Here is a 20,295-nt window from a genome sequence, read left to right as displayed (position 1 = left end):
TGGATGTGCAGGCTGGAATGCGGTCGATCAGATGCGATTGAAGAGTGTGGCGCGGAACGCTTCGATATGTTTTTGCACGGATTGGCGCGCGCCTTCGGCGTCGCGTTCGCGCAGCAGGCTGAACAGTTCGAGATGTTCCTCGTGCACGTCTTCCAGATGATGCGGCTCGGACAGCGAAATGAACCAGAAGCGCAGCGAGCGCTCGTGCAGCCCGCGCAGAATGTCGGCCAGCACCGGGTTGCGCGACGCGGCCGAGATCGCCAGATGAAATTCGCGGTCGATATCCATCATGCCTTCGATATCGTGCGCGGCGACGCACACGGCCGAGCGGTCCAGCAGCGCCTGCATCGCGTCGTAGTCGTGCTGCTGCGCGTGGCGTGCGGCCAGCTCGACGCAGTAGCTTTCGTTGACGAGACGCACGTCGATGATCGCCAGCACGTCGTCGAGCGAAACCGGGCGGACCATGATGCCCTTGCGCGGCATGATGGTCAGCATGCCTTCGTGCACCAGCCGATGCAGCGCCTGATGAACCGGCGTCCTGCCGATGCCGGTCAGCGCCATCAGTTCCGCTTCGTTGAGCACCTCGCTCGGCCGCAGGCGCATGGTGATGATCTCGCGCTTGACGAACGCATACGCCTGCTCGGCGAGACTCGCGGCGGCGGTCGCACGGGCAGGCGGGGAAGGGCGGGCGGTCTGCAAAAGCGTCATGTGAAGTGGCAGCGGACGATGTCGTCCGCATTGTAGAGCAAGGTTTTGCGCACACAGCGGCGCGGCTCGGGCAGGCAGCGGGCGATCGACCCGCGTCGGCCCTGGCGCGCGCGCCGTGCGGCGCGTTGCGTCACTGTCGCCGTCCGTCAGGCGCGGCTCGGCGCGACCGCCGCCGCATGTTGCACCTTGACGCGCGGCATCATCAGCGTAACCAGCCCGCCGACGATCAACGCTCCCGCGATCAGCACGAGCCCGAACGTCACGCTATGCGTCGCGTCCTTGACGATGCCGAGCACATACGGGCTCACATAGCCGGCGAGGTTCGCGATCGAGTTGATCACGGCGATTCCGGCGACGGCGGCCGTGCCTTGCAGGAAGGTCGTCGACATCGACCAGAAGATGCCGAAGCCCGCGAGGATGCCGATATACGCGATCGACAAACCGGTGACGGCGAGCGGAATCGAGTTGGTCACCGAGGCGCTGCCAAGCAGGCCCGCTGCGCCGATGAAGCAGCACACGGCATAGTGCCAGCGCCGCTCGCCAGTGATATCCGACGAACGCCCGATCAGGATCATGCCGATGCCCGCCGCCAGATACGGAATCGCGGTGACGAAGCCATTGGTGACGAGGTTCGTCACGCCGAGATCCTTGACGATTTGCGGCAACCAGAACGAGAAACCCGCATTACCGGTGACGAGGCAGAAATAGATCAGCGTGAGCAGCCAGAAGCGGCCCGAGCGCAATGCCACGGCCAGGCTATGTTCAGCGCCGGCTGCCGCAGCCGCGCTGTTTTCTCGTGCGAGACGGCCGAGGATCACGCGCTTTTCGTCGTCGGTGAGCCAGGCGGCTTCGGCGGGTGTGTTGCGCAGTACGGCGAGCGCCCAGAAGCCGGCGAGAATCGACGGAATGCCTTCGATCAGGAACATCCACTGCCAGCCGCGCAAGCCGTGCGCTTCATGCAACGCCGACATCAAAAAGCCCGACAACGGCGCGCCGATAATGCCGGCCACCGGAATCGCCGCCATGAACACGGCGACCATGCGCGCGCGCCGGTCCGACGGAAACCAGAAGGTCAGATAGAGCACCACGCCCGGCACCAAGCCGGCTTCGGCGACCCCGAGGAAAAAGCGCAGCACGTAGAACATCGTTTCCGTGCGTACGAACATCATCAGACACGACAGCAGGCCCCACAGCATCGTGATGCGGGCGATCGTGGCGCGCGCGCCGAACTTCTTCAACAGCAAATTGCTCGGCACTTCGAACACGAAGTAGCCGAAGAAAAAGATCCCCGCGCCGAGTCCGTACGCCGCGTTCGACAGGCCGAGGTCGCCGGTGAACTGCAGCTTCGCGTAACCGATGTTGACGCGGTCGAGATACGACAGCACATAGACGAGAAACAGGAACGGCATGATGCGCCAGGTGATCTTGCGCAGGGCGGCGGCTTCGAGCCATGCGTCGGAAGACGCGTCGGCGGCGGATAGCGAAGGGGAGTTCATGGATGCCTCATTCGACGATAGGTAGCGCGCGCACGCGATAGGCGTGGCGCAGCGTGCGGTTCAGGATGGGATCGTGCAATTCGAGTTCGAGCGCGTCGCCGTCGGCCATGCCGACGATGCCGCCCTGTACCGCCAGCGTGCCGCAGAACATCGCCGCGCCTTGCGCGAGTGGCGCGCGCGTCAGCAGATCGGCGGCCGGCAACAGCGATGCCACGCTGCCTTGCTGATAGACGCGCCGCTCGCCGTTGTTGGCGACTGCGAAGGCGCGTAGTTCGAGTTGGTCCCAGTGGCCGGCCACATCGTCGAAACGCCAGGCGTCGCGGGCCAAGGGTTTCGGGCAGACCTGTTTGGAGACAGTCACGCCGTAGGCCTCGACTTCGCGGTCGGTGTGATCCGAACCGACGGTGACGAGCAAGCCCGTCTTTGTCTGAACCAGCACGCATTCGGCTTCACCGCTCGATTTCACGCCGACCACGTCGATCTGCTCGGCCTGCGTCAGCAGTTCCGCGCCGAGGCGGTAGAACAGCGGCGTGGTGGACGGCCGTTTTACGCCGAGTTCGGCCAGTTCGGCGATGTGATGCTCGATCGCGGCCTGATCGCGGCCGGCCCAGCCGGCAATCGTCAGGCGATTCACCTCGGCGATCTCGGCGCGGTTGCCGCCGGAACGGTCTACAACGCTGAAGGACACCTGCTGCATTGCTCGACTCCAAATAAAATATGCCGCAAATATTATTGTGATATTTCACGGCAGTCCAGCGTGTCAAAAACATTCTTACGGGCGGCGCGCCTGAGAGGCGCGGCTTGACGGCAGTGCCATGTCCTTCGAACGTCGAGGCGGGGCGGGCTGTCGCGTTCGTTTGCTAAACTGCGTTTCCAATATTACTTTTTGTAAGGGACGTATTCATGCACCATGGCATCGGCTTCATTCAGGACCTGGCGGTCGTGATGGCGCTCGCCGGCGTCGTCACCGTGCTGTTCCATCGCCTGAAACAGCCGGTGGTGCTCGGCTACATCGCGGCCGGCGTGATCATTGGGCCGTACACGCCGCCGTTCCAGTTGATCCACGACGAGCAGACCATCCAGACGCTCGGCGAACTCGGCGTGGTATTCCTGATGTTTTCGCTCGGCCTCGAATTCAGTCTGCGCAAACTCTTCAAGGTCGGCGCGACGGCGATCGTCGCGGCGCTCTCGGAGATCGTGCTGATGCTGTGGATCGGTTACGAGATCGGCAGCGCGTTCGGCTGGAGTTCGATGGATTCGCTGTTTCTCGGCGCGATCCTCGCAATCTCGTCGACCACCATCATCGTCAAGGCGCTCTCCGAGCTGGGCCTGAAGCGCGAGAGCTTCGCGCAACTGGTGTTCGGCATTCTGATCGTCGAAGACATTCTCGCCATCGCGATGCTGGTGCTGCTGTCGGGCATCGCGCAGACGGGGCAGTTGAGCGCGGGCGTCGCCATGGTCACGCTCGGCAAGCTGCTGCTGTTCATGACGGTGTCGCTGGTGGTCGGCATTCTGGTCGTGCCGCGGGCCCTGAACTACGTGGCGCGGGCGAAGAGCAACGAGATGCTGCTCGTCTCCGTGCTCGGCTTCTGCTTCGGTTTCTGTCTGCTGGTCGTGAAGCTCGACTACAGCATCGCGCTCGGCGCGTTTCTGATCGGCGCGATCATGGCCGAATCGCGCCATCTGCATCGGATCGAGCATCTGATCGCGCCGCTGCGCGACGCGTTTTCCGCGATCTTCTTCGTGACGATCGGTTTGATGCTGAACCCGGCCGTGCTGGTCGACTACGCGTGGCCGATCGCGGTGATCACGGTGGCGGTGATCGTCGGCAAGATCGTGTCGTGCGGGCTCGGCACCTTCCTCGCCGGCAAGGACGGGCGCACGGCGATGCGCGTCGGCATGACCGTTTCGCAGATCGGCGAGTTCTCGTTCATCATCGCGTCGCTCGGCTTGACGCTGAAGGTGACGAGCGCGTTTCTGTATCCGATCGCGGTGGCGGTGTCCGCCTTGACCACGCTGTTCACGCCGTATCTGATTCGCGCGGCCGACCCGCTGACGCAGCGCCTCGGTCACGCCATGCCGCGCACGCTCGCGAACGTATTCGGCATGTACGGGCAATGGTTGCGCAGCTTGAGCACGGGAAGCGGTGAACCGACGCTGTTCAGCATGACGCGGCGGATCATTCTGCAGATTGCCGTCAATCTGGCGCTGGTCGCCGCGATTTTTCTGATCGTGTCGTATAGCGCGCGTTATACCAGCGCGTGGCTCGCGCATTGGTTGAGTTCCGAGCCGATGCAGCGCGTGGTGTTATGGAGCGCCGCGCTGGTCGTGTCGCTGCCGTTTCTCGTCGCCGTGTATCGCAAGCTCAAGTCGCTTGCCTTGCTGCTCGCCGAAGTCAGCGTGCAACCGGCGACGGCCGGGCGCTTCACGAGCGCGATCCGTTATGCGATTTCCGATCTGGTTCCGGTGGTCTCGATGGTCGGCGTGTTTCTGCTGGTCGCGGCGCTTTCCGGCGGCATTCTGCCGCCGACCGGTCTGCTCGCCGCGGTGCTGGTTTGCGCCGCGTTGCTGCTGGCGCTGGTTTGGCGCTGGTGCGTGAAAATCCACGCGGCCATGCAGATCGCCTTGCGTGAGACTTTCGAAGAGCAGCCGGATCCTTGAGTCGGACTTGCCGCGCGATAACGCCAAATCGAGTTCCGCGCGGCGTCCGCAACAATGTGAGCAATTGTGTGCGGGTTTGCGGCGCTTGGCTCGCTAGCGGATAATCAGGGCATATTCATTCGTTCGCGTGGAAGGCGCCTGTCTGACTGTCATGAGCGAAAACAAACCTGAAAATGCCGGCAAGCCCGGCAACCCCACGCCGCCTTCGGCGTCGCCCGCGCCGTCCGGCACTACGCCCGGCGCGTCGATAGCCGGCTCCGTGCCGCCCGATCCGGCGGCCTCGCTACCCCTCTCGCACGAAGATGCCATCCAGTCGCCGATCAAGGACGTGACGCCGCCGGATGTTTCTTCCACCTCGACGTCCGCTGCGTCCACCGCGACGCCGGCTGCCGAAGAAGCCGCCGTGCGATCGTCGACGGACGATCCCGACAGCGCGTCGGCGGTCACGCCCACCGATCCGCAAAAGGCGCGGCAACGCGATGCCGCCGAAGCACGCAGCTCAGCTGCCGCATCCACCGCGAAACAGGAAGCGGAGGTTCATGAGCGGGATGCGCGCCGCGCCGGCGTCCATGCAATGAGGCCGTCGGCGACTGTCGGCGGCAGCGAACCCGTGGACGGCGAACTGGTCAGCTCCGTCGAAGACGTGACAGTGAACGAAGAGATCCCGGCTTCCACCGAACGCCGGGCAGGCTCGCCGCCGCCTGGGTTCGGCGCGGCGCCTGACTTCACGGCCTCGAACCCGCCGCCGCCCAACGCCTTGCCGCCGTCGCCGCCGCGCTATCTGAAGCACAACGATTCGGCGTGGACCGTGTTCGGCCGCATTGTCGCGGCGCGCGCGCGCCAGATTTTCGATCGCGCGGGCCAGCGGATCACGCAACGCACGCTGCGCATCGGCGTGTCGGCGCGTATCTTCCATCCCGAGCCGGGCGCGAAGGGACTGCGCGGCAAGACCTTGCAGTACCTCGAGGAATCGATCGCGCACTGGGTGATGTCGCGCGACGTGCTGGTGTTCATGATTCCGACGGTCGGTCATCAGGGCATGCTGCATCCGAGCAATATCCGCTTGCGCGACTACGCGAAGCATCTCGACGGCCTGCTGCTGCAAGGCGGTGCCGACGTCTCGCCGCAGTCCTACGCGGAACAGGCTACCAGTCACGAATGGCCGGGCGACCGCGTGCGCGACATGTACGAACTCGAACTGCTGCATGAGTTTGTCGAGTCGGGCAAGCCGGTGCTCGGCGTGTGCCGCGGCTGTCAACTGATCAACGTGGCGTTCGGCGGGACCTTGTATCAGGACATCGCCACCGATGTGCCGACCGCGGCTACGCACGTCAACGAGAACTACGATCAGCATCGGCACGGCATTCATTTCCCGGACGGTTCGACGCTCGCCAACATGTTCCCCGGCCGGCGCGATGCGATCGTCAACTCGATTCACCACCAGGCGGTCAAGACGCTCGGCCGCGATCTCAATATCGAAGCGGTGTCGGCGTCGGACGGCATCATCGAAGCCGTGCGCTACCGGCGCGCGCCGTTCGTGATGGGCGTGCAATGGCATCCGGAGTTTCATCGCGCGGGCGGGCCGGAGTTGCTCGACTGCACGCCGTTGCTCGATACGTTCCTGCGTGTGGCGCGCGAGACGCGGTTTTAAGACGCGCTGGCTGGCGAGGCGGGATTGGATGGCCGGGCTGGCAGTTTGTTGGAGGCGCACCCCTGCGGTTTGCAACGGTGCGCCTCTTGCGTTTTTCTCTTGCCGTTGTTTCGATTCGTTTCTCGCTCGACTTTCGCATCGGCTTGCCGATGCATGCGGCAGCACTCGTTTTTGAAGTCGGAGACATCTCGTTATCGAGATGGATAATCAGGAATGCGAGTTTTTTCTTGACCGAACAACGCGTATCTCACTGCCCGGCGCTCTATCTCCATATTGCGAATCCGCTTACGGCTGAGTTCGCATAACCCTCGCGTAAATTCAAAGTCATCCGCACGAGGCGGAACGTCGCGTTTTCGTCTCATCCGAACTCGTTTATTTCGCGATGACGCGCCGACTTGGTTAAATCACTCGTCAACTGTTTATCTCGATTTAAAGTCTGTCGGCGTGACATTGGAATGCTTCGCTTAAAGGCGAATCCGCGCGATAATCTGCGGCTGTTTTGGATTCGCATGGAGCATGCGCGTATGAAGTATCCCTTATTAATACGGCGCGCCATGCTGCTCGCGGCCTCGTGTGCGCTATTGCAGCAGGGTGGGCTCGTGCTGGCCGCGGAAGGCGACGAGGCCGCGCCGCTGGTTGGCACAAGGCCGGCCATCAATACCCTGACGCTGCAGCCCGTCGCCGACCCGCTGAGTAACGCTGCATCTGTCACGTCTGCCACGTCGCCCACGGCCGGCGATGCGCAAGGCAATGTCGCCGAACTCATGCAGATGATTCACGACGCGAAGCTTAGCGAACTGCGCACCACGTATAACGGCAGTTACGGCGCCAGTCTGTTTTTCCATCCGCGGGAAATGACGTACTACATCGCGTTATTTCAGGACAAGCATTTCTGGCGTGTGATCAAGTCCGAGGACATGGCGCGCGCAGAAGCGATCTATGCGGGCTTTGCCCAGCAGACAGCGCAACTCGCGGATGTCGAGATTCGCCGCACGCAGTTGCAGGCGCAGAAGGCGTATATCGAAGACGTGATTGCAATGTCCGAAGATCGCGCGAAACGCCTGCAAGCCGATCTAACGTGGCTCGCACACAAGAGGCCAAGGTCAACGACTATCAGCGTCAAACCCAAGGCGAAGCGGTCGCGCTGCATGCTGAGAAGGAAAGAGCGCAAGCGCAGTTGCGCCAGGTGCAGGGCGAAGTGATGCAACTGCAGCGGCAAACTGAAATGGGATTGCCGGTTCAGAAGTGAATGTACGAACGTAAAAAGCGCGGCCATTCGTGTGTGAACGGCCGCGCTTTTTTGTACTACGCCACGTCTATGTGGTCGCGTCGTGCTTACTTCGCAAATTGATCGGGAACGTCGGTCACGCGTCGTTGTGAAAGATGGTTCATCCATTCGGTCCCGCTGGTGCTGGACGAATTGTTTGACGAGCCGGTGCGCGGCGTTGGCGCAATATCGCGGACGTGTGTCGCAGCGGACATGGATACGCCTGCGTATTCGTCGACGCCGAGTCGAGCCGGAGCGACCGGCGAATAGGCTCCGGCAGCCGACAGCTTTGGCGACGCATTTACTGCGACCGTTGGGGTTGCGCCGCGTGTCACCTCACCGCCACTAGTCATTGCGTGCGGCGATTGGTTTGCGACGGCTAAACGCGCCCCGCGCGGGTGAATTTGTTCGACTTGCTTGCGGCTTCGCTCGCGGACGGGCTGACGGCGATGTGAGACGGTTTTATCGGCGACGACATGCGCCGAAGCGAAGCGCAATGTGGACGCTGAATCCGAAGCAGGCACCGGCACCGGCACCGACGCCGTCGCGGGACGGGACGCAGGCGCGAACTCAGGCGCCGCAGTCGAGAACGTGGGCGTTGACACCGCGACTGCCGCAGACATGCTTGCCGCTGCGTTATCCATCGCGCGAGCGGTGATTGCGACCGGTGGCAGAGCCTTCGCTGACCGCGAATCGCGTTCGTGCGAGACCTTGCCCGCGAAGTCCATATGAGTGGCGGTGTCACGATGCATCAGATGATCGAACCCGATCCACCCAAGCATCGCAGTGCCGCCGAGTACGCAGGCGCCGCCTGCCAACGCACTCCAATGATGGCCGGACCCGCGTACCCCCGTTGCGTGAGCATGCGGCAGAATCGGCGGTACGGCCGCAGCAGCCGCTGCGATTTGCGCGGCCGCGTCGAATGGCTTTTCAAACAGCGGAGCCGGGGCCGCAGTCGCGCGCCGTTCTTCCGGTGGCGACCATCGGCAAAGCGAACGAATGGCCTGATCGCTCATGCAGAACGTGCGCAGCATGGCCGCGTAGAGTGCCTTGAGTTCCGCCCGCAAACTGTGACCCGGCGGGAGCAGTGCCCAGTCCCGGCCGAAGGACGCCGGCACATGACCCAGCGGACGCAGGCGCGGCATGGCAAGGTAGCCCTGGATCGGGGTGAAAGGAATGGTGGACATCGGTCGTTTCCAGCGCCTCTTAAAGGGGCCGCCGTTCGGCGGACCCGGGATCTGCGGGGTCTCAGGCCTCGGTGCATGCGCGTGAAACGCAGACATGCACGCCGTACGTCGCCGCCGAACACCCGCGTTGTGCTCTGGACAAGCACACGGGCGCATGGGCGGGTCACTGTGAAGCCAGCAGGGTGCGGAGGATGATGCCGGGAAGCAGCGGACCTCGGGATCGGACGGTTCCGAAAAGATATGTCGATCCGTCCAGGATCGGTCAACCCTGGACGACGATCAGACAAGCGACGCTTGTCCTATCGATCGAGCCTGTAGACGTAGCGCAACGCTGTAATATCCACGCCGCCCATATGATCCGGTTCGGCGCCGACGAACCGCCAACCTTGCCGCTCATAGAAGCCGATCGCCGGTGCATTCCCTTCGAGCACATACAAATAAAGTTGCACTTCGCCCTGCGCGCGAGCCCAGTCTTTGGCGGCCTGCATGAGCAGTTTGCCGACGCCGATACCCTGATAGGCCGGCAGCGTGTGCAGGTTATCGAGCAGCACGCCCCACGCGGACTCCGGCTGACGTTCGACGCAGACGAAACCCGTCGGCTCGCCCGCGAGTTCGGCGATCAGTACGATGCGGCGTTCCCCGCCGGGCGCGCTCAGGCGTGCTTCCCAATAGGCTGCGCGTTCGCGCGTGACTTCGCCGTCGAGAAATGCGTCGGGCAACAGGCTGCGATAGGTGGCCTGCCAACTGGTGCTGTGGATCGAAGCAATGAGCGCGGCGTCCGCGAGAGTCGCGGGGCGCAGCGAAAGAGCGGGGGTGGTTCGCATCGGGGTAGTGATCAACGGAATGCCTGACTGCAAATGTTATCGCGACGGCCGGTCATTCTATGTAAGGAAACTGTATGCATTTCGCAACAGCGACTTCACCGGTAACATTACGTGGAGCGGCCACCGCATGAGTCCCAACGTTTACCCTGATACCGCGAGAATGCGTTCAGCATCAAAATGCCGCGCCCTCCGGGCGCGTTCTCTTGCAGCCGTCCGAGGCATCTGCTTGCCGAACGCGGTGGATCGTTTTAACTGCCTGCCGTCGCCGATTCCCGCGTGGCGACAGGCTCATCAGAGAATGTCATGTCTACAGCGACACACGCTACTTCCACATCGCAAGAATCCAAAGTCAAGACAGTCTTCCGCGTTGTCAGCGGCAACTTCCTTGAGATGTACGACTTCATGGTTTATGGCTATTACGCTTCGGCGATCGCCAAGACCTACTTTCCAAGCGGCAACGAATTCGCCTCGTTGATGCTGTCACTGTCGGTGTTCGGCGCGGGCTTCCTGATGCGGCCGCTCGGCGCGATCGTCCTCGGCGCGTACATCGATCATCACGGCCGGCGCAAAGGCCTGATTCTCACCCTCGGCTTGATGGCGCTTGGCACGCTCACGGTCGCATCGATTCCAGGCTACGCGACGATCGGCTTGCTGGCGCCGGTGCTCGTTCTGGGTGGCCGGCTGTTGCAAGGTTTCTCCGCCGGGGTCGAACTGGGCGGCGTGTCGGTGTATCTGTCGGAGATTGCCACCAAGGGCAACAAGGGCTTCTACTGCGCGTGGCAGTCGGGCAGCCAGCAGGTCGCCGTGGTGTTCGCCGCGCTGATCGGCGTGTTCCTGAACAAGCTGTTGCCGGCCGACCAGATGAACGCCTGGGGCTGGCGCGTGCCGTTCCTGATCGGCTGCCTGATCGTGCCGTTCCTGTTCCTGATCCGCCGTTCGTTGCAGGAGACCGAAGAATTCAAGGCACGCAAGCACCATCCGAAGATGGGCGAGATCATGAAGACGATGGCCGCGAACTGGGGCATCGTGCTCGGCGGCATGGGCATGGTGATCATGACCACCGTGTCGTTCTACATGATCACGGCGTACACGCCGACCTTCGGCAAGGAAGTGCTGAAGCTGTCGTCGATCGATACGTTGATCGTTACGGTCTGTATCGGTCTGTCGAATCTGATCTGGCTGCCGCTCGCGGGGGCGTTGTCCGACCGTATCGGCCGGCGTCCGGTGTTGCTGGCGTTCACGATCCTGACCATCATCACCGCCTATCCGGCGCTGCAGTGGCTGGTCGCGGACCCGTCGTTCGCGCGTCTGCTGGAGGTCGAACTGTGGCTGTCGTTCCTGTACGGCAGCTATAACGGCGGGATGGTCGTGGCGCTGACCGAAGTCATGCCGGTCGAAGTGCGGACCGCTGGTTTCTCGCTTGCCTATAGCCTCGCCACGACGATCGGCGGCTTCACGCCGGCAATCTCGACGTTGTTGATTCACTCTACCGGCAACAAGGCGGCACCGGGTTTGTTCCTTGGTGTGGCGGCGATTTGCGGGTTGATCGCGACGTTGGTGCTGTATCGCACGCCGGAATCGCGCAATCAATATCGGACGGCCTGAGCCTCACCGTTTACGATTCATTCGGGCAAGAAAAAAACCCCGCGTTCGAACGAACGCGGGGTTTTTGTTTTGTGCTCGGTGACGACGGCTGACATCGCCGGGCGGCGTGTGCGCTAGCCCTTGCGCAACTCGTTCGCCACGGCCTCGACGACGTCGCCCCACGCGCCGGGTTGCGGCTGACGCACCAGCGTTGCGCCCGGGTACCAGGGGCTGCGTGTTTCGCCCGCAAACCAGCGCCAATCCGCCGCGAACGGCAGCATCAACCACAGTGGTTTGCGCAGCGCGCCGGCAACGTGCGCGATAGACGTATCGATCGACACCACCGCGTCGAGCCGTTCGATGATCGCCGCCGTGTCCGCGAAGTCGCCGATCCGCTTGTCGAAGCGATGAATCGACGCAGCGCGCGGATGCGCGTCGAGCGCCACGCGTTCGTCGGCGCTCAATTCGGGCTGCAGCACGATCCAGTCGATACCTTCGAGTGCGAACAACGGATCGAGCGCGGCGAGCGGCATCGAACGCGTTTCGTTTTGCTGGATGCGTCCCGACCACGCGATGCCGATTTTGCGCTTCGCCTGGCCGCCGAGCGAGCCGCGCCATTTGCGGCCGTAGGCGGGCGGCACGCTGAGGTAGGGCGTGCGGTCCGGAATGGTGTCGAAGGTCGTGCCGAGTACGAGCGGCAGGCTCAGCAGCGGACAGTGCAGGTCGGCGGCGGGACGCGGCGCGCCCTGGGCGATCAGCGTCACGCGCCAGGCTTGCGCGGCCGGAGCCAGCAAGGGCACCAGTTGCGGCTGCACTTCGAGTACGACGCGCGCCGCACGCTGCGCAACCAGCGGGACGAAGCGCACGAATTGCAGCGTATCGCCGAAACCCTGCTCGGCGTGAACCAGCAGCGTACGTTCGGCGATCGGCTCGCCGTGCCAGCGCGGCAGCGTCTGGATTACCGGCTGCGCCATGGTTTGCAGGCGCCATTCGTACTCCGGCAGCCCGCGCGCGAAATCGCGCAGCGCGAGCCACGCGAGCGCGCGGTTCATATGCGCGGAGGCGAGATCGGGACGCAGACGCAGCGCCTGATCCAGTGCACGCACGGCGGGGCTATGCGCGCCCAGCGCCTGATGCGCGGTGCCCAGACTCAGCCACGCGAGCGCGAATTGCGGATCGAGACCGACGGCGCGTTCGAGATACGGCAGCGCCTCGGCGTGGCGTCCCACTGCCGCGAGCGCGTTACCCATGCCGAAGATCGCCGGCGGCAGGTTCGGCTGCAAGGCCAGCGCCGCCTTGAACGACGCGACGGCTTCGGCATGGCGCCCGGTGGCGTCGAAGGTGTTGGCGAGATTGAAGTGCGCGGCGACGAAGCGCGGCTCGGCCGCCAACGCCGCCTGGAAACACGGGATCGCTTCTTCCGCGCGACCGAGTGCGTTCAGCGACATGCCCATGTTATTGAGCGCGCCGGCGTGTCCGGGACGCAGTTCGAGCGTGCGCCGGAACGCGGCGATGGCTTCCGTGTGGCGTCCGAGCGCGTGCAGCGCATTGCCGAGGTTGTTGTGCGACGAAGCGTCGTCCGGTTGCAGCCGCAACGACCGTTCGAACGCATCGGCGGCGTCTTCATGACGACCCGCGGCGGCGTAGGCATTGCCGAGGTTGTAGTGCGCCATCGGGAATGACGGCGCGAGCGTCAGCGCGTTGCGGAACTGTTCGATGGCGTCGTCGATCTGGCCCAGCGCTTTGAGCGCGTTGCCCAGGTTCAGTTGCAGCGCGGCGTCTTCCGGACGCAGGTTCACCGCGCGCCGCACGAGCTCGGCGGCTTCGGCGTGCTGGCCCTGCTGGTGGCGCAGGACGCCCAGCAGGTGCAACGCATCGACGTGCGCGGGATTGCCGTCGAGCGTCGCGCGGTAGCCGCGTTCGGCGTCGTCGAGGCGGCCGTCACGATGCGCCGCGAAAGCGCGGTCAAATACAGGTTGCATGACGGGGGATGGCATTCGGGTGAGGCAGAGGCCGCATTTTCCCACACTCGCCGGACCGCGCTCCGATTTGACCGGTTGTCTCAATATCTATAACATATGAATACATGTTCATATGTTCTTCCGCACCTCCGCCTGCCATGGCTTCTTCCCTTGCTTCTACCTCGTCGTTTGCGAGCTTTGACGATCGCTCGGTCGACACGATCGTGCCGCTGGCCGATCTGTTTCGTCTGCTCGGCGACCCCACCCGCTTGCGCATCGTGCTGGCGTGCCTCGACGAGCGGCGCGCCGTGGGGGCGATTGCGGAGGCGCTGGGTTTGTCGTCGTCGCTGGTAAGCCATCATTTGCGGCTGCTGCGCGCGGCGCGGATCGTGCGCGCGGAGCGGCAGGGCAAGCAGGTCTTCTACCTCGCTGCCGACCGCCACATCAGCGCGATGCTGGCCGGCATGCTCGAACACGTGGCCGAACCGGCCGGCGATGATTCACTGGAACCGTCATGAAGAAACCGGAAACTCCGAACGCGGTTGCGGCAGACCGTCACGATTGCAGCTCGGGCTACGCTGAGCAAGCCGGTCAGGCGCACGGCGTCCACACCCACAGTGAAAGCAGCCCCGGCGACAGCGGCCACAGCCACGGTGGGCACAACCACAGTCACGGCGGTCACAGTCACAGCGGTCACAGTCACGCCCACGGCCACGCCGGCCACCACCACGCCCATGCTCCCGTCGCAGGCCACGGCCGTGCGTTCGCGCTCGCGGTCGTGTTGAACATCGCCATCGTGATAGCGCAAGCCGTCTACGGTGTTCTCGCCCATTCCACCGCGTTGCTCGCCGACGCCGGCCACAATCTCTCCGATGTGCTTGGACTGCTGCTCGCCTGGGGAGCGTCATGGCTCGCCACGCGCCGTCCGTCGGCGCGCTACACCTTCGGTTTCGGCAGCTCGTCGATCCTCGCCTCGCTCGTCAATGCCGGGCTGCTGCTGTTCGCGTGCGGCGTGATCGTCGCCGAAGCCATCGGGCGGCTGATGAACCCCGCGCCGGTGGCAGGGCTCGCGGTGTTCGTCGTCGCGACGCTCGGCGTGGTGGTCAACGGGATTTCCGCGTGGCTCTTCATGCGCGGGCAGAAGGATGACCTGAACATTCGCGGCGCTTTCCTGCATATGGCGGCGGATGCCGGCATCTCGGCGGCGGTCGCGGTGAGCGGTCTCGTGATTCTCTATACCAACTGGACGTGGCTCGATCCGATCATGAGCCTGCTCGTGGTGGCGGTCGTGGTGGTCGGCACGTGGGGCCTGTTGCGCGATTCGGTGCGTCTCGCGCTCGACGCCGTGCCGCCCGGCGTCGATCTGCAAAGCATCCGCGATTATCTGGCGGGGCAGCCCGGCGTCGTCGATGTGCACGATCTGCACGTGTGGGCCCTGTCGACCACCGGCAATGCGCTTAGCGCGCATCTGGTGATGCCGGACGGCCACCCCGGCGACGAGTCGCTCGACGGCATCGTCGTCATACTGCGCGAACGCTTTTCGATGCAGCACGCGACGCTGCAAGTCGACCTCGGCACCACGAACCATCGGTGCGCAATGGATCATGCGCCGCACGCGCACTGAGGCAAACTGGCACGCGCAGCAAGCCTTGGGCAAGCGCAAGCCAATCGCATGATTGATGCAGCGCACCGTCAGCGGCTTGCCGGCGGCGCTTCAGGGCGAGTTCCTCCGGGCGTACACTAGAACGCATTGTTGTTTCCGGAGTTCCGCATGGACGCTGCCGCAAACGATGCGTCGCCGGTACTGATCGTCGGTGCCGGCCCCACCGGGCTCGCCGCGGCCATGAGTCTGGCGCGTGCCCACATCCCCGTGCGTCTGATCGACAAAGCCATGCAACCGAACCCGTATTCGCGGGCCATCGGCATCCAGGCACGCACGCTCGAGTTGCTCGAGCAGCATCGGCTGGTCGAACCGTTTCTCGAACTCGGCCATCGCGCGCGCATCGCCAATCTGTTTTCGAACGGCATGCGTCTCGCGCAACTCGATTTCGATCCACTCCATACGCGCTATCCGTATCTGCTGTTTCTCGATCAGTCCGTGACCGAGCGCTTGCTGACGGAGCATCTCGCGACGCTCGGCGTGACGGTCGAGCGCGGCGTCGAGTTGACCATGTTCGCGCAAGGCTCCGCCAGCATTCAGGCGACGCTGCGCCGCGCGGACGGTCACACGGAGACGATGCGTCCGTCGTACATGATCGCCGCCGACGGCGCGCATAGCGCGATCCGTCACCGGCTGGGTCTGAACTTCGAAGGCAAGACCTTCGAGCAGACGTTCCTGCTCGCCGATCTGCACGCCGAAACCGATTGGCCCGAAGACGAGTTTCATATCTTCGCGTCAGGCGAAGGTCTGGTTGCGCTCTTTCCGATGGGCCACGGCCGGCATCGCCTGATTGCGGATCATGCGGTCGAGCCTGCCGCGCTCGCGCCTGCCGCGACGCCTGCGGTGTTGGGCGAACCGCCGTTGAACAAGGTGCCGGCGCCGTCGCTCGAGGAATGCAAGGCGCTGATCGCGCGGCGCGTGCGCGAGCGGGTCGATGTGTCGGATCTGGCGTGGTCCGCGTATTTTCATGTGAACAGCCGCATGGTGGACCGGTTGCGTGTGGGCCGCATCTTTCTCGCGGGCGACGCCGCGCATGTGCACAGTCCGGCCGGCGCGCAAGGCATGAACACCGGTATTCAGGAGGCGCTCAATCTCGGCTGGAAGCTGGCGCGTGTCATGAAGAGCGCGGCGCCGGATCGGCTGCTCGACACCTATCACACCGAACGTCATCCGATCGAACGTGACGTGCTTCGGCAGACCGGCTTCATCACCCAAATGGCCGAGGCCGATCACGGACCGCTCAGGCTGTTGCGCGAACGCGTGATGCCGGTGCTCGCCGCGCTGGGTCCGCTGCGCGATGCCGCACGCGCCACGATCAGCGAACTGTCGATCCAGTACCGGCGCAGTCCGTTGACGCTCGAGCGCGTGCTCGACGGTGGCCCGCGCGCCGGCGAGCGCGCGCCCGACGCGCTGGTGCATGTGGTGGATGGACCGCTTGGCCGGGCGCCCGGCGTCGGCTGCATTTTCGATCTGCACGATCCGGCGTTCTTCTCGCTGTTCCTGCTGGTGCCGCCGCTGCCCGTCGACGAAACGCCGCTCGATCCCGCAGCGAAGCATGCGCCGCCGCCGGACCCGGAAATGGAACGCGTAGCGGCCGAAGTCGAGCGCTTGCTGCCGGGCGCAGTGCGCATCTGGCGCATCACGGATACCAACGGCGATGGCGGCCCGGCGCTTTCCGAATCGTATGGACGCACGCGGCCGTCGTTTTATCTGGTGCGCCCGGACGGCTACATCAGCGCGCGCGGACGCACCGGCTCCGATCTGCACGGTCTGTTGCGGCATTGCGAAGCGTGGTTCACGGTGAGTGGCGAGATACCGGAGCAGGCGGCGTTGTGATGTAAGCCGCTCGCCGAGCTTGAGCGGTAGGCGCAGCGGTGCCCGCTGACTCGCTTACGGTGAATGGCGAGATAACCAGAGCAAGCGACCTTGTGACGGCCGCCTGCCCAGCTAGTCCGTGAACGGTGCGAGATCAGTGGTGCATCACGGTCGCGATCGCGGCCGGTACGCCGTACCGGTGCGACCAGGATTGCGCGCGCGAGCATGCGGCCAAGGCTGCGCAGCCGCAGCCGCCACGCCTGGCTACACTGTCGCCGGCGCCGCCGGCGTCAATTGCTCGCGGTGTTTAACGAGCGCTTCCGCGACGATGGCCGACATCTCAATGCCGCTCGCATCCGGCTCATCGAGCGAAGCCAGCAACGCGCGCCGCATACGCGGCTCCCAGAAACGGCGAATATGATCGGCGATGCCGGCGAGCGCTTCCTCACGGTCCGGCATCGAATCGAAAAAGTCGCCGATCCGGTTGGCCATGTCGATCAGGTTCTGATTGTCCATGGCCGCCCTCACTTGCCCGATGTCGCGTTGGCCAGCTCGCGCTGCTTCAGCAGATCGAGCTGTTCGGTGTTGAAACGCGAATAGTCTTTCTGCCATTGCGACGGCTGTTCGACCGGCATCACCTGCACCGCGGTCACCTTGTACTCCGGACAGTTGGTGGCCCAGTCCGAGCTATCGGTGGTGATCACGTTCGCGCCCGATTCAGGGAAGTGGAACGTCGTATAAACGACGCCCGGTTGCATGCGCTCCGTCACCTTCGCGCGCAACACGGTTTGTCCCGCGCGCGATTCGATGCCGACCCAGTCGTCGGTCTTGATGCCGCGCTCTTCGGCGTCATGCGGATGGATTTCCAGCCGGTCCTCGTCGTGCCAGCGCGAGTTCTCGGTGCGGCGCGTCTGCGCGCCCACGTTGTACTGCGACAGGATACGGCCCGTCGTGAGCAGCATCGGAAACTTGCGCGTGACCTTCTCGGGCGTCGCGATGAACTTGGTGATCACGAACTTGCCCTTGCCGCGCACGAAACTGTCGATGTGCATGGTCGGCGTGCCGTCCGGCGCATCTTCGTTGCAAGGCCACTGAATGCTGCCCATCTCATCGAGCTTTTTGTACGAGACGCCGTGGAAAGTGGGCGTGAGACGCGCGATCTCGTCCATGATCTGCGACGGGTGCGTATAGTCCATTTCATAACCGAGCGCGCGCGAGAGCATCACCGTGACTTCCCAGTCGGCGTAACCCGGCACTGGCGGCATAACCTTGCGTACGCGCGAGATGCGGCGCTCCGCGTTGGTGAAGGTGCCGTCCTTTTCGAGGAACGACGAACCCGGCAGCAGCACGTGTGCATACTTGGCGGTCTCGTTCAGGAAAATGTCCTGCACGACGATGCATTCCATCGACGACAACGCGGCCGATACGTGATGCGTATTCGGATCCGACTGCACGATGTCTTCGCCCTGGCAGTACAGCCCCTTGAAGGTGCCGTGCACGGCGGCGTCGAACATGTTCGGAATGCGCAGGCCCGGTTCCGGTTGCAGCGTGACGTTCCAGGCGTCTTCGAACAGCGTGCGCGTGACCGTGTCGCTGATATGACGATAGCCCGGCAGTTCGTGCGGGAACGAGCCCATGTCGCACGAGCCCTGCACGTTGTTCTGGCCGCGCAGCGGATTCACGCCCACGCCTTCGCGACCGATGTTGCCTGTCGCCATCGCGAGGTTGGCGATACCCATCACCATCGTCGAACCTTGCGCGTGTTCGGTGACGCCGAGGCCGTAGTAGATCGCGGCGTTGCCGCCGGTCGCATAGATGCGGGCGGCTTCGCGCACGAATTGAGCCGGCACGCCGGTCACAGCCTCGGTTGCCTCGGGTGCGTTCTCCGGCAGCGCGACGAAATCGCGCCATTGCTCGAACGCGCGCGCTTCGCAGCGTTCGGCGACGAACGCTTCATTGACCAGGCCTTCGGTGACGATCACGTGCGCCAGCGCATTCACGACGGCCACGTTGGTGCCCGGCCGCAATTGCAGATGATGCGAGGCCTTCACGTGCGGCGTATCGACAATATCGATGCGGCGCGGATCCACGACGATCAGCTTCGCGCCTTCACGCACGCGCCGCTTCAGACGCGAGCCGAACACCGGATGGCCATCGGTCGGATTCGCGCCGATCACCATGATCACGTCGGCTTTATCCACGGACGCGAAAGTCTGCGTGCCCGCCGATTCGCCGAGCGTGGTCTTCAGTCCATAGCCAGTCGGCGAGTGGCAAACGCGTGCGCAGGTGTCGACGTTGTTGTTGCCGAACGCGGCGCGCACGAGCTTTTGCACCAGGTACGTTTCTTCGTTCGTGCAACGCGACGACGTAATGCCGCCGATCGAATCGCGCCCGTGCTTGGCCTGAATGCGGCGGAATTCCGAGGCCGCATACGTGAGCGCTTCTTCCCAGCTGACTTCGCGCCACGGATCGGTGATCTTCGCGCGGATCATCGGCTTGGTGATGCGGTCCTTGTGCGTCGCGTAGCCCCAGGCAAAGCGGCCCTTCACGCAGGCGTGGCCTTCATTGGCCTGGCCGTTCTTGTGCGGCACCATCCGCACGACCTCGTTGCCCTTCATCTCCGCCTTGAACGAGCAGCCGACGCCGCAATACGCGCAGGTGGTGACGACCGAATGCTCGGCCAGACCGAGCATGATGACGGTCTTTTCCTGCAAGGTAGCGGTCGGGCACGCGGCCACGCACGCGCCGCAGGACACGCATTCCGATTCCATGAACGGCACGTTTTCGCTGGCCGCGACGCGCGATTCGAAACCACGTCCGGCGATGGTCAGCGCGAACGTGCCTTGCGTTTCCTCGCACGCGCGCACACAGCGATTGCAGACGATGCACTTGGACGCGTCGTAGGTGAAGTACGGATTCGATTCGTCTTTCTTGTCCTTCAGGTGATTCGCGCCGTCGAAACCGTAGCGCACTTCGCGCAAACCCGTTACGCCCGCCATGTCCTGCAGTTCACAGTCGCCGTTGGCGGGGCAGGTGAGGCAGTCGAGCGGGTGATCGGAGATATACAACTCCATCACGTTGCGGCGCAGCGACTGCAGACGATCGGTCTGCGTGCGGACCTTCATGCCCGCTTCGACCGGCGTCGTGCACGAGGCGGGATAACCGCGCTTGCCTTCGATTTCCACCAGACACAAACGGCACGAGCCGAACGGTTCCAGCGAATCCGTCGCGCAGAGCTTCGGCACGTTGACGCCCGCTTCGACGGCGGCGCGCATCACCGAGGTGCCGGCGGGAACCGTGACGGACTGGCCGTCGATTTCCAGCGTGATGTCGACGTCGGCGTGACGCTCGGGCGTGCCGAAATCGGTGTCGTCGAAGAAGGAGCGGGGCGCGCGCTGTTGCTGCGCCTGCGATTTACACGCGCAGTTGCCGGAGCCGCAGCCGCCAGTGGGAGAGTTGAGCACGTCGGACATGGTGGGCT

Annotated in this window: 15 protein-coding genes; 7 read left to right on the top strand and 8 right to left on the bottom strand. The window is 64.0% G+C overall.

The window, feature by feature from the left end; translation table 11 throughout:
• Positions 1-27 precede the first annotated feature (27 nt).
• From B0G75_RS30940 to B0G75_RS30930, 3 genes are all read right to left on the bottom strand, one after another.
• On the bottom strand, positions 28-708 hold the full coding sequence (locus B0G75_RS30940) for a GntR family transcriptional regulator (protein ID WP_106313829.1): 681 nt from the start codon (positions 706-708) through the stop codon (positions 28-30).
• Between the two features lie 146 nt (positions 709-854).
• The gene (locus B0G75_RS30935; protein ID WP_106313828.1) at positions 855-2,204 is read right to left on the bottom strand and encodes an MFS transporter; all 1,350 of its coding nucleotides are present in this window, start codon (positions 2,202-2,204) and stop codon (positions 855-857) included.
• Between the two features lie 7 nt (positions 2,205-2,211).
• Positions 2,212-2,901, bottom strand: coding sequence for a DUF2848 domain-containing protein (locus B0G75_RS30930; RefSeq protein WP_106313827.1), 690 nt, complete (start codon positions 2,899-2,901; stop codon positions 2,212-2,214).
• A gap of 206 nt (positions 2,902-3,107) precedes the next feature.
• On the opposite strand from B0G75_RS30930, the gene B0G75_RS30925 reads away from it, so the two are divergent.
• From B0G75_RS30925 to B0G75_RS30915, 3 genes are all read left to right on the top strand, one after another.
• Positions 3,108-4,865, top strand: coding sequence for a cation:proton antiporter (locus tag B0G75_RS30925; protein ID WP_106313826.1), 1,758 nt, complete (start codon positions 3,108-3,110; stop codon positions 4,863-4,865).
• 151 nt (positions 4,866-5,016) lie between these two features.
• Positions 5,017-6,516: a gamma-glutamyl-gamma-aminobutyrate hydrolase family protein gene (locus B0G75_RS30920; RefSeq protein ID WP_106313825.1), complete on the top strand. Its 1,500-nt coding sequence runs from the start codon at positions 5,017-5,019 to the stop codon at positions 6,514-6,516.
• 524 nt (positions 6,517-7,040) lie between these two features.
• Positions 7,041-7,718 (top strand): DUF2968 domain-containing protein, encoded by a 678-nt coding sequence (locus tag B0G75_RS30915; protein ID WP_374956935.1) that lies wholly within the window; start codon positions 7,041-7,043, stop codon positions 7,716-7,718.
• Between the two features lie 133 nt (positions 7,719-7,851).
• Here B0G75_RS30915 and B0G75_RS30910 read toward each other — a convergent pair whose 3' ends face one another.
• Together B0G75_RS30910 and B0G75_RS30905 are read right to left on the bottom strand one after the other, a co-directional pair.
• Positions 7,852-8,970 (bottom strand): hypothetical protein, encoded by a 1,119-nt coding sequence (locus B0G75_RS30910; protein WP_106313824.1) that lies wholly within the window; start codon positions 8,968-8,970, stop codon positions 7,852-7,854.
• A 299-nt stretch (positions 8,971-9,269) separates the two neighbouring features.
• Positions 9,270-9,794 (bottom strand): GNAT family N-acetyltransferase, encoded by a 525-nt coding sequence (locus B0G75_RS30905; RefSeq protein WP_106313823.1) that lies wholly within the window; start codon positions 9,792-9,794, stop codon positions 9,270-9,272.
• Between the two features lie 303 nt (positions 9,795-10,097).
• Here B0G75_RS30905 and B0G75_RS30900 point away from each other — a divergent pair, with 303 nt between their 5' ends.
• The gene (locus B0G75_RS30900) at positions 10,098-11,399 is read left to right on the top strand and encodes an MFS transporter (protein ID WP_106313822.1); all 1,302 of its coding nucleotides are present in this window, start codon (positions 10,098-10,100) and stop codon (positions 11,397-11,399) included.
• 113 nt (positions 11,400-11,512) lie between these two features.
• Here the strand turns inward: B0G75_RS30900 and B0G75_RS30895 are convergent, their stop codons facing one another.
• Positions 11,513-13,360, bottom strand: a complete 1,848-nt coding sequence (locus B0G75_RS30895) for a tetratricopeptide repeat protein (RefSeq protein WP_106313821.1) — start codon at positions 13,358-13,360, stop codon at positions 11,513-11,515.
• Positions 13,361-13,464: 104 nt separating this feature from the next.
• Between B0G75_RS30895 and B0G75_RS30890 the strand changes: the two genes are divergently transcribed.
• The 3 genes from B0G75_RS30890 (at position 13,465) to B0G75_RS30880 (ending at position 16,835) form a co-directional block, all read left to right on the top strand.
• The gene (locus B0G75_RS30890; protein WP_374956934.1) at positions 13,465-13,857 is read left to right on the top strand and encodes an ArsR/SmtB family transcription factor; all 393 of its coding nucleotides are present in this window, start codon (positions 13,465-13,467) and stop codon (positions 13,855-13,857) included.
• Positions 13,854-14,963: a cation diffusion facilitator family transporter gene (locus B0G75_RS30885; RefSeq protein ID WP_106313820.1), complete on the top strand. Its 1,110-nt coding sequence runs from the start codon at positions 13,854-13,856 to the stop codon at positions 14,961-14,963. The genes B0G75_RS30890 and B0G75_RS30885 overlap by 4 nt, the downstream gene beginning before the upstream one ends.
• A gap of 147 nt (positions 14,964-15,110) precedes the next feature.
• Positions 15,111-16,835 (top strand): FAD-dependent monooxygenase, encoded by a 1,725-nt coding sequence (locus B0G75_RS30880; RefSeq protein WP_106313819.1) that lies wholly within the window; start codon positions 15,111-15,113, stop codon positions 16,833-16,835.
• A gap of 243 nt (positions 16,836-17,078) precedes the next feature.
• Here the strand turns inward: B0G75_RS30880 and B0G75_RS30875 are convergent, their stop codons facing one another.
• Both B0G75_RS30875 and fdhF read right to left on the bottom strand, forming a co-directional pair.
• Positions 17,079-17,330 (bottom strand): formate dehydrogenase subunit delta, encoded by a 252-nt coding sequence (locus tag B0G75_RS30875; RefSeq protein ID WP_106313818.1) that lies wholly within the window; start codon positions 17,328-17,330, stop codon positions 17,079-17,081.
• Between the two features lie 8 nt (positions 17,331-17,338).
• On the bottom strand, positions 17,339-20,287 hold the full coding sequence (gene fdhF / locus B0G75_RS30870; RefSeq protein WP_106313817.1) for a formate dehydrogenase subunit alpha: 2,949 nt from the start codon (positions 20,285-20,287) through the stop codon (positions 17,339-17,341).
• Positions 20,288-20,295: the final 8 nt, after the last annotated feature.

The sequence above is a fragment of the Paraburkholderia sp. BL18I3N2 genome, from assembly GCF_003001875.1.
GTDB lineage: Bacteria > Pseudomonadota > Gammaproteobacteria > Burkholderiales > Burkholderiaceae > Paraburkholderia > Paraburkholderia phytofirmans.
Note: the sequence above shows the minus strand (reverse complement) of the source record. Positions and strands in the feature narration are given on the sequence as shown.